The organism is Neorhizobium turbinariae (genome assembly GCF_023223505.1).
In the GTDB taxonomy this organism is placed as follows: domain Bacteria; phylum Pseudomonadota; class Alphaproteobacteria; order Rhizobiales; family Rhizobiaceae; genus Neorhizobium; species Neorhizobium turbinariae.
The window spans coordinates 19,090-33,371 of sequence record NZ_JALPRY010000009.1 but is presented as its reverse complement, the minus strand read 5'-3'; the positions used below and the strand labels follow the sequence as shown (position 1 = coordinate 33,371).

The following is a 14,282-nucleotide window of genomic DNA, read 5'->3' as shown; positions in this document are numbered from 1 at the left end:
CAAGAAATGCGCGTTTTGCCGCCGCGGCCCCATGGTGCAAAGTCCCTCTCGTCACGAGAATTGGAGGTCTGCTATGTCGCTGCAATCGAGCACCGCAACCCTGAGAGCCGGGTTAATCGATGTTTTCGCCGATAGCTCCCTCAGCGGCAATCCCCTTGCTGTCGTCGAAGACGCCGACGAACTGTCCGAGGCGCAAATGCGTCGGATCGCCGGTGAGTTTAACCAAGCGGAAACAACCTTCATCATGCGCAGCCGCCAGGCTGATCGGAAGCTCCGCTCGTTTACGGCGGCGGGCGCGGAAGTTGGCGGCGCCGGCCATAATGCGCTCGGCGCATGGCTTTGGCTGGCCCAAGAGGGAAAACTGGGAGCTATCGACGCTTCGCGCGTCTTCCGCCAGGAAATTGGCAGGGAGATCCTGCCGATCGAACTCCGTCCCGTCGACGGACGAATCTTTGGCCACATGAAGCAGTCGGCGCTAACGCTCGGGACAAAGATTGCCGAGGTGGCGCCTTTGGCGGCAGCGCTGGGGCTGGCACTTGAAGACATTCTCACTGAGCCGGCCCCGCGGGTCGCCGATACGGGCGTGGCGCATTTGCTTGTTCGGCTGGCGGATGTCGCGGCGGTCGACCGAGCCGAACCGGCCAGCAAGGGTCTCCTCAAGCTCCTTGCCACAGTGTCGGCAGAGGGCTGCTACATCTATGCCCTGGAGGGGAATGCGCCGCATCGAGCCTATGCGCGGTTCTTCAATCCGACGGTCGGTTTGTGGGAAGATGCGGCAACTGGCACGGCGGCCGGTCCGCTTGCCGCCTACCTTGCGTATGAACGGCTGATCGCGGGCTCCATCGAGGTGGAGCAGGGCACAAAGATGGGGCGGCGGAGCATTCTCCACGTCAACCTGACCCCGGAGCCCGAAATTTCCGGTGCCGGTGTCGTCGTAATGCGGGGCAGCCTTTCCATCTGAACGGGAGGTAATCCGCCATCGAACAACAGCGAGCCGGCAGAAACGCAAAATCGCTTACATCCACACTTTGGAGGACAAATGAATGCTCAAGATCGCGCCTTATCGGATCGAGATCAGTGACGAAGCGATCACCGATCTGAAAGACCGCCTGGCCAGGACACGCTTTCCCCGGGCAGTCAGCGACGACTGGTCAAGAGGCCAGCCCATCAAGCTCATCAGGGAACTGGTCGACCAGTGGCGGGACGAATACGACTGGCGCGAACACGAACGGGCACTAAATCGCCTGCCGCACTTCATGACGGAAATTGATGGGCAACCGATCCATTTTGTCCACGTCAAGTCATCGGTTCCCAACGCGCTGCCACTGATCCTCAGCCACGGCTGGCCGGCCAGTTTCGTCGAGTTCCTCGGCCTCATCGGACCGCTCACCGACCCGAAGGCACATGGACTGGACGAGTCAATCGCTTTCGACCTGGTCATCCCGTCGCTGCCGGGTTTCGGTTTCTCAAGTCCAATGTCGGTGCCTGGATGGGACAGCGCGAGGACGGCCAAAGCTTGGGACACGCTGATGAAGGCTCTCGGCTATGAGCGTTATGGCGCCCATGGTGGAGACGTAGGTGCTCTTGTGGGGCGCGAGCTTGGCATTCTGGCGCCGGAAGGACTCGTCGGGACGCATCTCCTGCAGATCTTTGCGTTTCCAACAGGGCAACCAGGTGAGATGGACAAGCTGTCTTCATTCGAAATGGAGGGAATGGGAAACCTGGCCAAGTTCGAGAAATACGGCGGATACCAAGTTATCCAGTCGAAACGGCCTGGAACTCTGGCGTTTTCTCTGAACGACTCGCCTGCAGGCCAGCTGGCTTGGAACGCAGAGCTGTGGTTCGGGTTCGAAGGGAACGGCGTAGAGCATGTGGATCGGGAGCTTTACCTCACTATCAACTCGATCTTCTGGTTCACCGCCACCAGCGGATCGGCCGCCAATGTCTATTTCGAGGATGCGCAGACCGGGGCGGGATACCGCGAGATCCCTAATCCCACACCCACCGGTGTTGCCGTTTTCCCTGACGACTTTCGGTCCGTCCGCAGTTTTGCCGAGCGCTCCAACAACATCGTCCATTGGACGGAAATGCCGCGCGGCGGGCACTTCGCGGCCCAAGACGCGCCCGATCTTCTGCTCGAAGATATCCGCAAGTTCTTCAATGGCCTCGCTGTTCGGTAGCGTCCTGGCCAGCGACAAAGTTCTGGATCTCGGCTGCGATGGTGTCAGCGACCTTCGTCATCGGGCCGAGATGCGGTGATCGCAGCATCAGGACGTCGAGGTTCAGGCTGCCACCAATGGCATCGATCTCAACAATACCGTCATGGCGGTGTCGTTCAATGAACCGCTTTGGCATCAATCCCAAGCCAAGACCTTCGCGTACAAGCGCCATCTGCAGGCCGGCATGTTCAATCTCGGCAGCGACAACCAACGGCCGGTTTTGCTGTGCCAGTCTGGCCGCGAGGGATCGGCGGGCATCGCAGGGTTCAGGGCTCAGCACCCAGCCGGTCAGTGCCTGCCTTGCCGATGACGCCGCAGAATCGCGTGAGCCGACCACCACCAGTTCTTCCCGACCGATACGCTCGGCACCATAGAAACGGGAGCCGTCGGACAGGATGATCGCGGCCTCTAGCCTCCCCAGCCTATGCTGTTCTGCCAGTTCGCTGCTCCAACCTGAGGTGAGGCGAAGCGACAGGCGGGGAAACCGAGCGATGACCGCCGCAATATTCCCTGCCAAGCGGTCATGTGCAAGGCCGTTAACGAGCCCGAGCCGAAACACGCCTTCCGGTTCGGCAACCGTGGCAATGGCTTTCAGGTCGTTTACCGCGTCCAGAATGTCACGGCTGCGGGTAAGTACCTCATGTCCCATCGGCGTCAGCTTGGGTGGCTTCTGCCGTCGGTCGAGAAGTTGCACCCCAAGCGCCTGCTCAAGCCTCTGGATCTGGCGGCTGACCGCCGGTTGCGTTAGCGGCAGCCGCTGCGCCACTTTCTGGACTGAGCCTTCCTCGGCGAAAAGGACAAAAGTGCGCAGTTCCTCTATCATGCTTCACCTGCATAATCATCTTCCTAACTATGAATTGATTATCGTATCGGGCAAGGGCATCTTGCCGATCCCATCGAAAAGGAGATGCTTGTGATGAAAGCGATAATTCTGCAGGACACTCCCGGCCTCGACAATCTGCGGATCGTTGAACGGCCAATGCCCAAGCCGCGCCGCCAGGAGATCCTGGTTCAGGTCAAGGCGACGGCCTTGAACTATCGCGACGTCGAGATCGTCAACGGGACCTACCACACCGCATTCGATCTGCCGCTCGTGCCGCTGTCCGACGGCGTCGGAGAGGTGGTCGCCATCGGTGAGGAGGTGACGCGTTTCAAGATTGGCGACCGTGTCTGCAGCACCTTCTGGCAGCGCTGGGTTGGTGGTTCCTTCCACATGGCGCAGGCCGCATACCAGCGCGGCGGGCCGATCGACGGCATGCTTGCGGAACATGCCCTGCTCGATGAACAGGCGGCGGTACTGGCTCCCAGAAACCTTACTGATGTTGAAGCCGCCACCTTACCTTGTGCCGCCGTCACCGCCTGGCACGCGCTCGTCACCGAAGGGGCGATCAAGGCCGGCGAAACGGTGCTGGTGCAGGGAACGGGCGGGGTATCGCTCTTTGCCCTGCAGTTCGCCCGCACCAGCGGCGCAAGGGTTATCGTCACCTCCAGCAGCGATAGGAAGCTGGAACGTGCCAAGGTGCTCGGCGCACATGCAGGCATCAACTACCGGCAAGTTCCGGAATGGTCAGATGCCGTGCTTGATCTCACGGACGGCCAAGGCGTCGACCATATTATCGAGGTTGGGGGTCCGCAGAGTTTCGAGCAATCGCTGAAAGCCGCTGCCCGCCGGGGCCAGATCAATATCATTGGCTATCTCGGCGGCAAGGAAGGGGCGATCAATCCGCTTGATATCTTCAAGAGGCAGGTCCAGGTCCGTGGCATTCCGGTCGGTTCACGCGAGTCATTCGAAGCCATGAACCGGGCGATCGAGGTCAACGACCTGAAGCCGGTCATTGATCGCACCTTCCCCTGGACCGAGGCTGCCGAAGCCATGCGCTACCTCGAAAGCGGGTCGCACTTTGGAAAGATCGCACTCGTGCATGCCTAAGATCCTTTTGATGGAACAGGATCCCATAGCTCTGAGGCTGACTACTGTGCGGACTGAAGACGCTGTTGGAGAAGCCAATCCCAAAGTGCCGGATCATTTAGTGCGGCCCACTCCACGCCTGAGTGATCCACATCTTCCAGAACACTCAAACGGGCATTGCGCTTCAAGCTCACGAGGCGTTCGTAGAGCACGATCGAGTCGGACAGTGGAATGACGTCGTCCTTGGTGCCATGGAACACCCAGAAGGCAGCCTTCTCGTTTGTCCGGTTCAGGTAGTGACGGTTGCCGCCGCCGGCGATCGGAACGACAGCGGCGAAGACATCAGGAAACTGCTCGGCCATGGCCCAAGCACCAAAGCCACCGCGGCTGAACCCCACCAGGTAGACGCGAGACCGGTCGACACGGTATTTCGACATGACCTCGTCAAGTGCGGCCGCCACCTTCTCGATCGGGTAAAGCAGTTCCTCGCTTGGGTTCTGCGGCGAGAACACCAGGAACGGAAACTTCTTGCCGTCCTCGAGCAGTTTTGGAATGCCGCTCGAGCGGACTTTCTCGACATCGCTTCCACCCTGATCACCACCGTGCAGCCACACGACAAGGGGCAAGGTTTCGTTCGAAGAATCATAATTGTCCGGTGTGTACATCAGGTAGTTGAGGTTGGCAGTTATGCTGGCTGCTGAAGTGGCAGCCACCTGCTCCGCCTGCGCCATGCCAGGGCCAATAACACCCAGTGCGGCCGTTACCGCCAGTGCCATGATGTTGCGCAACATTTCTATCTCCTCCTCCAGGTCAGAACCCATAGGTAGGGGAAATGGAGCCGGTAAGCCCGAACTCAACCCTTCTTCGCCGCTGCGGCGGAAGGCAAGGGATCAGGCCGTCGTTGGGCTATGGCGTCATCAGCTTCGGAAGCGCTGCCACCAGGGCATCCACCGCCAGCCGCACCTTCAGTGGCATACGAGGCCCATGGTGCCAGACGGCATGGACGTCGTAGAGGAACCCTGGAACATCAGGCAGTACCTGGACCAGGAGACCAGTATCGAGGCGCTCTCGAACCACCCAGAAAGGTAGCCACGCCAAACCCATGCCGGCGGTTGCGGCATCGGCAATAGCGTCGAGATCATCAAGGCGTATCCGGCTTGGCGGCACGATGGTTTGCGGCGGCTGCCCTGGCCGAGGCAGGACCCACAGCGGAACCGGCCCCGACCGGCGATAAACAACTGCGTGGTGATGGATCAGGTCTCCCGCCTGTTGCGGCCGACCGTTGCGATCGAGATAGGACGGTGCCGCACAAATGACCATGCATTGGCGGGCAACGGTACGTGCCATGAGACCAGCGCGATCCTCCAGTTGTCCGGTCCTGACCGCCAGATCATATCCGTCCTCCATCAGGTCGACGATCCGATCGTTGAAGGAGAGATCAAGCTCCAGCGACGAATATTGCTCCGCCAGCTTGAACAGCACCGGAGCCGCGCAGTGTCGCCCGAAATGGACCGGCATCGTGACGCGCAACGTACCTCGTGGCTCCGAGAGATGATCGAGAGCCAGTGCGTCCGAGGCCTCCGCTTCGGCCAGGATCACCTTGCATCGCTCGTGATAAGTCTTCCCGAAGTCGGTGAGGCTTTGGCGCCGGGTCGTCCGGTTAATGAGCCGGACGCCGAGGCGCTTTTCCAAGAACTGGATTCGCGTGGTCTTCGATCCCGTTGGCGGACGGATCTTCGAGCCACTGACGGCCTCCATGTCCAAAGGCGGCGTGCTGGTCGAGTACGGCGGCTTAAGCAAGCAACCCACGCCATTCCCGATCGGCCACGTGCTGAGCAAAAGCCTCACGCTGCGGGGTTATCTGGTCCACGACGTTCTTGGTGATGCCACGCGGCTTGCGGCGGCAAAAAGCTTCATCCTCCATGGACTCGAGACAGGCGCTCTCAAGCCCATCATCGCAAAGACCTTCAGGTTTGAGGAGATCGTCCAAGCACATCGATACTTGGAAGCGAACGAACAACTTGGGAAGATTGTCGTCACTGTTTGATTGTCCAAGCCTGGACGCTTTAACGGTAACCGTCATGCTTGAAGAAGTGCTAATATGGCCTCCTGCCATGGAGGAGGTCATGTTCATCAAGACGATCAGCCCCGAGGAGGCCACGGGTGAAATCGCAGCGCTTTATGAGGCGGAGAAGAAGTCACTCGGCCGTGTGATGCAGGCGACGCAGTGCTGGTCAGCGCGTCCTGATGTTATCGTTCCAGTGGAGAAGTTGCTGAACCAGCTGAGAGACGGCTTCTCGCTCGGCTTGGTCAACTTCCGCCTGATCACTTTCGTTGCCGCACGTTCTGTCCCGTCGGCCTACTGCTCGCATGTTTATTTCCGCAGCCTTGCTCAACTGCTCGGCAGGGAACAGGCTCTGGCGGTGATGAAGGACTACAAGACAGCGGGATTAAGCGAGCAACAGGTCGAGATGCTTGCTTACGCAAAGCAGATCAGTCGTGACGCGTCGCAGATCACGCGCGATCACATACAGCGGCTTCGTGATGTGGGGCTAAGTGATGTCAACATTGCAGACGTTGCGCTGGCCGCTTCGTATCGAAATTTCATGAGCCGGTATTTCGACGCCGTGGGTGCTACCGTGGAGCCGGAATTTCTGGACGAAGATCCGGCCGTCAGGACGGAACTCGCTGCCGGCAAGAGATAGGGACCGCCCTTGCTTTCTGCGGCGTACGGAGGAGACGGCGTTGCCGTCCCCTCCGCCCCTCCCCCAGGGCCGCCGCCTCTAGATCGCCAGATACTCGTTGCGCAGTTGGGCGTTATCGAGCACCTCCTGCGCCGTCCCGGTAAAGGCGACTTCGCCCGTATCAAGGATCACGGCGCGATCCGCGAGCTTCAGGGCGGCAACTGCGTTCTGCTCGACGATGATCGAGGTGATCCCGAGCGCCTTGATCTCTTGCAGGATCCTCTCGATCTCGTGTACGATGACTGGCGCCAGGCCTTCGAACGGCTCATCGAGCAGCAAAAGCTTCAGGTCACGGGCAAGCGCGCGGGCAATTGCCAGCATCTGCTGCTCGCCACCCGAAAGCGTCGTTCCTTCCTGCCGCCGTCGCTCCGCAAGCCGCGGGAAATGCTGGTAGATGCGATCGATCTCCCAGCCTCGGCCAGGTGCCACCTGGGCAAGCGTCAGGTTCTCCTCGACCATCAGGCCCTGGATGATGCGCCGGTCTTCCGGCACGAGCTGGATCCCCGCACGGGCCGCCTGGAAGGACTTCATGCTGTGGATCGGCTGGCCGTCGAGCCAGATTTCGCCACGATGCAGTTCCGGATCATCGAGCCTTGCAATGGCGCGAAGCGTTGATGTCTTGCCGGCGCCGTTGCGGCCGAGCAGGGCGAGGATTTCGCCGTGCCTGATGTCGAAGGTTACGCCCTGGACGATATAGCTTTCGCCGTAATAGGCGTGGATATCCCTCACCGAAAAGAATGGCTGGTCCGAGACGCGAGCGACCGGCTTTGTGTCGAGTGCAACGGCGTTCATCAGTGTGCTCCTCCGAGATAAGCTTCCTGGACGCGCTGGTCGCCGCGTACTTCGTCCGGTGCGCCTTCCGCAATGATGCGGCCCCCCGCCAGCACCGTGATCTTGTCAGCGAGTGAGAACACGACATGCATGTCATGCTCGATGATGACCTTCGTCATGCCTCGGCTCTTGATCTTCTTCAGAAGCTCGATGGTGGTGTTGGTGTCGTGGCGGCTCATGCCCGCCGTCGGTTCATCGAGCAGCAGAAGCCGTGGCTTCTGAATCAGGCACATAGCGAGTTCCAGCCGGCGTTTGTCGCCACGGGAGAGGGCGCCGGCATGCGTTTCCCGACGATCGATAAGGCCGACGTCTTCGAGCATGTGCTCGGCCTCTTCCCGTATCGCCCGCTCGTTTTCGACCGCGCGGAACATGTTGATCTTGAACGCTCCGTCTCTTTTGGCGAAGGCAGGCGTCATGACATTCTGGATAACCGAGAGGTCGGCAAAAATCTCCGGCGTCTGGAACACGCGGGCGACACCAAGCTGGTTGATCTCGTGGGGTTTCCTGCCCGTCAGCACATTTCCGTCGAAGACGACGGCACCGCTGGAGGGTGCCAGGCGTCCGATGATGACGTTGAGCAGGGTCGACTTGCCGGCACCATTGGGGCCGATGATGGCATGCGTCTCGCCCTCCTTCACCTGGAGGTCGATGTCGGACAGGGCATGGAGCCCGCCGAAATGCTTGTTAACGTCGGCGACGTGAAGAACGACGTTCTTGTTGGTCTGCATAGGTTTGTTCCCTTATCCCACCGCTGCTGTCGCGCCGACGCGAGCACTGCTCTTGGATCCCTTGCGCATGTGCCCGAAGCGGGCGCCGATGCGCCGCACACCTTCCATGATGCCGCCGGGCAGGAAGACGACGATGAGCACGAAAAGCAGGCCGAGCGACAGGTGCCAGCCTTCGCCGACAAACTTGCCGCTCACGGCGACCACGACCTCGCGCAGCCCATCGGGCAGGAAGCTGTAGAAGTTGTTGAGCACGTTATCATTGAACGACGAGAAGATGTTCTCGAAGTACTTGATCAGCCAAGCGCCAATCACGGGGCCAACCAGCGTGCCGACACCACCGAGGATGGTCATCAACACCACTTCGCCCGATGCCGTCCACTGCATGCGCTCAGCGCCGGCCAGCGGGTCGGTGACGACGAGTAGCGAACCTGCAAGGCCGGCGAGCATGCCGGAGATGACGAAGGCCGTCAGTGTGTAGGGCCGCGTGTTGAAGCCGGTATAGTTCATCCGGTTCTGATTCGACTTGATGCCCTTCAGCATCATGCCGAACGGCGAATTGCTGATGCGCATCGAGAGGAAGAAGGTAGTCAGCAGGAAGAGGGCGGTGAAATAAAAGCCGTTCCAGCCCGAAAGCGACATGCCGAAGAGGCTCGGCACCGGCGCACCGGATGCACTCGTGAAGAGCCCATCGATGACCCGCGGGTCGCTGAGCGTCATGCGCAGACCAGTCTCGCCGTTGGTGATCGGTGTCAGCACCGAATAGGCGAGGTTGTAGCTCATCTGCGCAAAGGCAAGCGTCAGGATCGAGAAGTAGATGCCCGACCGGCGCAGCGATACGTAGCCGACCGCGACAGCAAAAAGCCCTGACATCACGACTGCAAAGAGAATGGCGGGAATGGCATTGAGGCTGAGAAGCTTGAATGACCACATTGCCGCGTAGGAGCCGACGCCGAAGAAAGCGGCGTGGCCAAACGACAGGTAACCTGTCAGTCCGAACAGGATGTTGAAGCCAACGGCGAAGATCCCGAAGATCATGAACCGCTGCAGCAGGTCCGGATAGGCCGCGCCGAATGGCGTGGCGAGGATCGGTAGCAGCAAAACCACTGCGGCAAAACCGAGGAACAGCGTGAGGTCCTTGCGTGACATGAAGTTCGACATTCTAGGTCTCCATCACGCCGCGACGGCCCAGCAGTCCGCGAGGACGGACGAGCAGGATGATGACGGCTACGAGGTAGATGATGATCTGGTCGATGCCAGGGAAGATCGCCTTCACCTGGGTCATCGACGCGAAGGATTGGAGGATACCGAGAAGGAAGCCGGACGCGATCGCTCCGGGAAGCGAACCCATGCCGCCAACCACGACAACCACGAAGGAGATGACCAGGAAGTCCATGCCGATCGTGTAGTTGGGCGGAAGTAGCGGCGTGTACATCACGCCGGCCATGCCCGCCACGACCGCGGCGATGCCGAACATGATCGTGAAACGCCGATCGATATTGATGCCGAGAATCCCGACTGTCTCGCGGTCTGCCATGCCGGCACGCACGACCATGCCAAAGGTGGTGAACTGCAGGAAGGCAAACACCGCGGCGATGATGCCAGCGGAGAACAGGAAGTAGACCAGTCGCCACAGTGGATAGGTGATGACGCCGGGCGCCATGCCGAGCCAAGCCCCGATGTCGGCGGCGCCGCGCAGGTCCGTCGGCATCGGCTGCGGGATCGGGTTCGGCCCAAAGATCGCCTTGATGATTTCACCGAGCACGATCGCAAGACCGAAGGTGACGAGGATCTGTTCTGCGTGCGGGCGCTTGTAGAAATACTTGATGAGCCCGCGTTCCATGCCGATGCCGATCAACAGCATCACCGGGATCGCCAGTAGCAGTGAGAGGGGGACGGAATAGTTGACGAGGATGGCGCCGAAGTCTCCGAACCAGGCCTGCACCAGCGGCGCACGGATCTCAACGGGTGTTCCCCACGGAGACAGGTTGTTCGGATCAACCGTGACGGTTTCAAGCGTCAGCAACTGGCGAAAGGTGACGGCGCAGAAGGCGCCGATCATGAACAGCGCCCCGTGTGCAAAGTTCACCACGCCAAGCGTGCCGAAAACGAGCGTCAGTCCAAGGGCGATAAGCGCGTAGGCGCTGCCTTTATCAAGCCCGTTCAGGAACTGAAGAAACAAGACTTCAAACAATGCGGCCTCCCCGACCTGCAGTCATTCATGCGGAACCCGCCCCGCCGTCTGTTTGGCGGGGCGGGGGCACGTTCAGCTTAGCGGCACTGAGGAACCGGCTCGGCCGCGCCAAGCTCGCCGCCGAAGATCGCCGGGTCGTAGTTTGCCGTCTCGCGGTCGATTTCCTTGACGATGTTCAATACGTCGAACTGGCTTGTCGGCTTCTCGTTGCCGCGAACGACCAGCACGGACTTCATGCACTGGTGGTCTTCGGCGCGATAAAGCGTCTTGCCATTGCCCATGCCGTCGAACTCGAATCCTTCCAGCGCCTTGATGACTTCCGGCGGGTAGAAGGTTCCGGCGCGTTCGCAGGCATCCGCATAAAGAAGTGCCTGGACGTAGGCCGTGTGAGCGGCCTGCGACGGCGGCGAGCCGTAAGCCGCGCCAAACGACTTGGTGAACGCCTTCGAGCCTTCGTCGGGAAGGTTCCAGTGCCAGTTGGACGTGCCGAAGATGCCCTTGATGTTTTCGCCGGCGCCTTTCGCCATCAGTTCGGAGAACAGCGGCACCACGACCTCGAACTGCTTCCCGTTCGCCTGACGGTCGCGCATGCCGAACTGCACGGCCTGGGTCAGCGAGTTGACCATGTCGTTACCGTAGTGGTTGAGGATCAGCACGTCGGCGCCGGAGTTGAGGACCGGCGTGAGGTACTGCGAGAAGTCCGCGGCACCGAGCGGCGTGCGCACGGTCTGGACCGTCTGCCAACCGAGCGCTTCAGTTGCCGCCTTGATCGATTCTTCCTGCGTCCAGCCCCAGGTATAGTCGGCCGTCAGGTGGTATGCCCGACGCTCCTTGCCGTATTCCTCGCCGAGAACCGGCGCAATCGCGATGCCGGACTGGTAGGCGTTGAAGAAGTGGCGGAAGCCGTAGCGACGCTTGTCCTTGCCGGTCGTGTCGTTGGAGTGCGTCAGGCCGGCCATGAAGATCACGCCCAGTTCCTGGCAAAGGCTCTGCACCGCAATTGCCTCGCCGGAGGAGGAGCCGCCGGTGATCATGATCGCGCCGTCGCGCTCGATCATGCGGGTCGCGCCTGCGCGGGCCACGTCGGACTTGGTCTGGCTGTCCGAGCTGACATACTGGACCTTCTTGCCGAGAATGCCGTTGCCCTTGAGTGCCGAAGGCTTCAATACGTTCAGCAGCCCGCCGTCGCCTTCGCCGTTCAGGTGCTTGATCGCAAGCTCATAGGCTTTCTGCTCGTCTGCGCCTTCTTCGGCGTAAGCGCCGGTGAGCGGCAGGTTGAGGCCGAAGGTCACGGTACTTCCGGTCGGATTGTTGCAGAAGTCCTGCGCCCAGGCGCCGCGCGAAAATACGAGCGGTGCGACACCAGTGGCGAGAATACCAGTGAGGCCCGTCTTGATGACATTGCGGCGTGTGAAGCCGCCCTTGATTGTGCTCATTGAATTCCTCCCTTGTTCACGGAAGCCCGTCCCTCAACGAGCTTAGCGTTTTACTATCCGTCTCAAGTAATAGACACGCAATAGGTCATTGTAAGACAACGAAAATTCTGTAAATCTTTGCACATGGGGAGAATAAAAACTGTCAACGTGTTGACAGGGGAGGTTGGCATTGCGCGCACCGATAGGCTTGAGGATCAGTACGAGGCGCAAGGCTCTGTCCATCTCGCAGGCGGCCCTCGCGCGGGCCGTGGGCGTATCACCGAGCTACCTTAACCTGATCGAGGGCAACAAAAGGCAGGTGGGCGGCACCTTGCTCCAACGCATCGCCGCCGAACTCGGCATCGAGCGGGACGAACTGACCGGCGAGGCGGAGCACCGCCTCATGCACGAACTGATTGAGGCCTTCGCTGATCCCGTGCTCGCGGACAGAGGCATGCGGCCAGAAGACGCTCGCCATCTCGTCGCCACCAGCCCCGGTATCGCTGCAGTCATTGCCCAGCTCTACCGCGCCTATACCACCGCCATGTCGAGCAGTGACGCCTATGCCGATCGACTTCGCGCTGATCCGCTGCTTTCGCAACTCCTCCACCAAGTGCTTTCCGGTATCACCGCAATTCGCTCGGGTGCAGAAATTCTTGATTCGGTGCCGGACCTCAGTAGCGAAGAGCAGACACGCTTTTTAGCGTCGATCAGCCGCGAGGCGCTCGGATTGACTGCGGTTGCCCGCAACCTGATCGGTCAGTTCGACCAGACCTCCAGCCGCAGCCGTTTCGCCTCTGCCCGCCAGGAGGTGGACGACATGATCTTCGCTGCCCAGAACCATTTCCCGGAACTCGAGGGTGCCGCTGCCACGCAGCGCCGGCGAATCGACGCTGATGGACCATTTGACGAAGCAACAATGGTCCACCTGCTTTCTCGCCACCATGCGGTTACGATACAGCGCTCCGCGGAGCCGCGTGGCGGCAAAGCTTTCGGTTACGAGCCTTCGAGTCGAACGCTCTGGTTCCGCAACACGGTTCCTCAGTCGACGCGTCAGTTCCAGATGGCACGCCTGATCGCGGAGTTGAATTGTGCGGACGTGCTGGACGACGTGCCAGGCATGCGCCGGCTTGCATCCCCGATGGCGCGGCAAGGCGCTCGGCGTTATCTCGCGACCTACATCGCCGGGGCGATCCTTTTTCCCTATGAGAGCTTTCTCGCTGACGCAGTGGCACTGCGCTATGACGTCGATGCGCTAAGTGAACGTTACAACGCGAGCTTCGAGCAGATCGCCCACCGTCTCGTCACGCTCCGCCGCAGCGGCGAGGCCGGACTGCCGTTTGGTTTCCTGCGCGCCGATCCGGCGGGCCGCTTGTCGAAGCACTTCCCTCTGCCAGGTCTTCTGCTTCCGACGAGCGGGCATGCCTGTCCGCTCTGGGCGATCTACTCAGCGTTCCGCACTTCGGGACAGATCGTGCGTCAGGTCGCACGATTTTCCGACGGTTCACGATTTCTGTTTGTGGCGAAGGCCGTATCGCGCGCGAGTTCAGGCTTCACCGACGTTGCGCTACCGCATTCCGTATTGTTGATCACGGACATCCTACATGCCGACGAAACAGTCTACGGCGACGGGCTGAACCTGTCGGACTCACGGCTCGACGTCCCAGTTGGTCCGACCTGCCGTCTGTGTACGCGAACCGATTGCGCCAGTCGCCAGGAAGAGCCGTGGTCGCCCGGCGGAGAGAGCATTCCTCCTACTTTAGTAGAGGTCTGACGAGTCACTGCATCATCCGTTTGTGGCTGCGCGGTTCAATGGTAAGGTGGCACCGGAGGAAGAGGGAGGATCAAAGTTGCCAACCGACATTCTCATCGCCGAGGACGAACCGAGCATCCTTGAAGCGTTGAGTTTCGTGTTGCAGCGGGCGGGGTGGACAGTGCAATCGGTGACCGACGGAGAGGCGGTCATGCAGGCTGTGCGTCGAATGCGTCCGCGTGTTCTCGTGCTCGATGTGATGATGCCGAAGAAATCCGGCTTTGAAGTGCTCAAGCAGATCCGTGCTGACGCCTCGCTGCGCGCGTTGCCGGTGCTTGTGTTGACGGCGAAGGGGCAGCAGCAGGATAAACGTGTGGCGGAGGAACTGGGGGCGGACAGGTTTATCACCAAGCCGTATTCCAACGTGGACGTGATCGATACGGTGCGCGAATTGCTTGAAGCAAACACCGCGGAGAGCAGCCCATGAACAGT

13 protein-coding genes and 2 pseudogenes are annotated in these 14,282 nt (G+C 60.5%); 7 read left to right on the top strand and 8 right to left on the bottom strand.

The features are described from left to right. Positions 1-73: 73 nt before the first annotated feature. Positions 74-961 (top strand): PhzF family phenazine biosynthesis protein, encoded by an 888-nt coding sequence (locus M0654_RS08360; protein ID WP_248682698.1) that lies wholly within the window; start codon positions 74-76, stop codon positions 959-961. Between the two features lie 82 nt (positions 962-1,043). After that, positions 1,044-2,180 carry an epoxide hydrolase family protein gene (locus tag M0654_RS08355; RefSeq protein ID WP_248682697.1) on the top strand — a complete coding sequence of 379 codons (1,137 nt, stop codon included), beginning with the start codon at positions 1,044-1,046 and terminating at the stop codon, positions 2,178-2,180. On the opposite strand, the gene M0654_RS08350 is transcribed toward M0654_RS08355, so the two are convergent. After that, a complete protein-coding gene (locus M0654_RS08350) occupies positions 2,158-3,042 on the bottom strand; it encodes a LysR family transcriptional regulator (RefSeq protein ID WP_248682696.1) in 885 nt (294 codons plus the stop codon). The genes M0654_RS08355 and M0654_RS08350 overlap by 23 nt on opposite strands. A 93-nt stretch (positions 3,043-3,135) precedes the next feature. Between M0654_RS08350 and M0654_RS08345 the strand changes: the two genes are divergently transcribed. Further along, positions 3,136-4,149, top strand: coding sequence for a zinc-dependent alcohol dehydrogenase family protein (locus M0654_RS08345; protein WP_248682695.1), 1,014 nt, complete (start codon positions 3,136-3,138; stop codon positions 4,147-4,149). A gap of 41 nt (positions 4,150-4,190) precedes the next feature. Here M0654_RS08345 and M0654_RS08340 read toward each other — a convergent pair whose 3' ends face one another. Then, positions 4,191-4,919, bottom strand: coding sequence for a carboxylesterase family protein (locus M0654_RS08340; protein ID WP_248682694.1), 729 nt, complete (start codon positions 4,917-4,919; stop codon positions 4,191-4,193). A gap of 115 nt (positions 4,920-5,034) precedes the next feature. After that, positions 5,035-5,829 (bottom strand): annotated as a pseudogene (locus M0654_RS08335) (LysR substrate-binding domain-containing protein); the annotation flags it as partial. Here M0654_RS08335 and M0654_RS08330 point away from each other — a divergent pair. Together M0654_RS08330 and M0654_RS08325 are read left to right on the top strand one after the other, a co-directional pair. Further along, positions 5,825-6,175, top strand: a pseudogene (locus M0654_RS08330) (zinc-binding dehydrogenase); the annotation flags it as partial. The pseudogenes M0654_RS08335 and M0654_RS08330 overlap by 5 nt on opposite strands. Before the next feature lie 79 nt (positions 6,176-6,254). Further along, entirely contained in the window at positions 6,255-6,833 is a 579-nt protein-coding gene (locus M0654_RS08325; protein ID WP_248682693.1) for a carboxymuconolactone decarboxylase family protein, read from the top strand. Between the two features lie 78 nt (positions 6,834-6,911). Here the strand turns inward: M0654_RS08325 and M0654_RS08320 are convergent, their stop codons facing one another. The 5 genes from M0654_RS08320 to M0654_RS08300 form a co-directional block, all read right to left on the bottom strand. Beyond that, complete coding sequence (locus tag M0654_RS08320; protein WP_248682692.1) at positions 6,912-7,664, bottom strand: ABC transporter ATP-binding protein; 753 nt, start codon at positions 7,662-7,664, stop codon at positions 6,912-6,914. After that, positions 7,664-8,431 (bottom strand): ABC transporter ATP-binding protein, encoded by a 768-nt coding sequence (locus M0654_RS08315; RefSeq protein WP_248682691.1) that lies wholly within the window; start codon positions 8,429-8,431, stop codon positions 7,664-7,666. The genes M0654_RS08320 and M0654_RS08315 overlap by 1 nt, the downstream gene beginning before the upstream one ends. 12 nt (positions 8,432-8,443) lie before the next feature. Continuing rightward, entirely contained in the window at positions 8,444-9,589 is a 1,146-nt protein-coding gene (locus M0654_RS08310; RefSeq protein ID WP_248682690.1) for a branched-chain amino acid ABC transporter permease, read from the bottom strand. A 1-nt stretch (position 9,590) separates the two neighbouring features. After that, positions 9,591-10,622 carry a branched-chain amino acid ABC transporter permease gene (locus tag M0654_RS08305; protein ID WP_245450580.1) on the bottom strand — a complete coding sequence of 344 codons (1,032 nt, stop codon included), beginning with the start codon at positions 10,620-10,622 and terminating at the stop codon, positions 9,591-9,593. A gap of 77 nt (positions 10,623-10,699) precedes the next feature. Further along, positions 10,700-12,058, bottom strand: a complete 1,359-nt coding sequence (locus M0654_RS08300) for a substrate-binding protein (protein WP_118851870.1) — start codon at positions 12,056-12,058, stop codon at positions 10,700-10,702. Between the two features lie 169 nt (positions 12,059-12,227). Between M0654_RS08300 and M0654_RS08295 the strand changes: the two genes are divergently transcribed. Both M0654_RS08295 and M0654_RS08290 read left to right on the top strand, forming a co-directional pair. Beyond that, positions 12,228-13,811, top strand: coding sequence for a helix-turn-helix domain-containing protein (locus M0654_RS08295; protein ID WP_248682689.1), 1,584 nt, complete (start codon positions 12,228-12,230; stop codon positions 13,809-13,811). 76 nt (positions 13,812-13,887) lie between these two features. Beyond that, positions 13,888-14,277, top strand: a complete 390-nt coding sequence (locus M0654_RS08290; RefSeq protein ID WP_118851868.1) for a response regulator transcription factor — start codon at positions 13,888-13,890, stop codon at positions 14,275-14,277. Positions 14,278-14,282: the final 5 nt, after the last annotated feature.

Coding starts and splice junctions, on each gene's coding strand:
- M0654_RS08360 (WP_248682698.1), top strand. CDS start 74: ATGTCGCTGCAATCGAGCACCGCAACCCTGAGAGCCGGGTTAATCGAT.
- M0654_RS08355 (WP_248682697.1), top strand. CDS start 1,044: ATGCTCAAGATCGCGCCTTATCGGATCGAGATCAGTGACGAAGCGATC.
- M0654_RS08350 (WP_248682696.1), bottom strand. CDS start 3,042: ATGATAGAGGAACTGCGCACTTTTGTCCTTTTCGCCGAGGAAGGCTCA.
- M0654_RS08345 (WP_248682695.1), top strand. CDS start 3,136: ATGAAAGCGATAATTCTGCAGGACACTCCCGGCCTCGACAATCTGCGG.
- M0654_RS08340 (WP_248682694.1), bottom strand. CDS start 4,919: ATGTTGCGCAACATCATGGCACTGGCGGTAACGGCCGCACTGGGTGTT.
- M0654_RS08325 (WP_248682693.1), top strand. CDS start 6,255: ATGTTCATCAAGACGATCAGCCCCGAGGAGGCCACGGGTGAAATCGCA.
- M0654_RS08320 (WP_248682692.1), bottom strand. CDS start 7,664: ATGAACGCCGTTGCACTCGACACAAAGCCGGTCGCTCGCGTCTCGGAC.
- M0654_RS08315 (WP_248682691.1), bottom strand. CDS start 8,431: ATGCAGACCAACAAGAACGTCGTTCTTCACGTCGCCGACGTTAACAAG.
- M0654_RS08310 (WP_248682690.1), bottom strand. CDS start 9,589: ATGTCGAACTTCATGTCACGCAAGGACCTCACGCTGTTCCTCGGTTTT.
- M0654_RS08300 (WP_118851870.1), bottom strand. CDS start 12,058: ATGAGCACAATCAAGGGCGGCTTCACACGCCGCAATGTCATCAAGACG.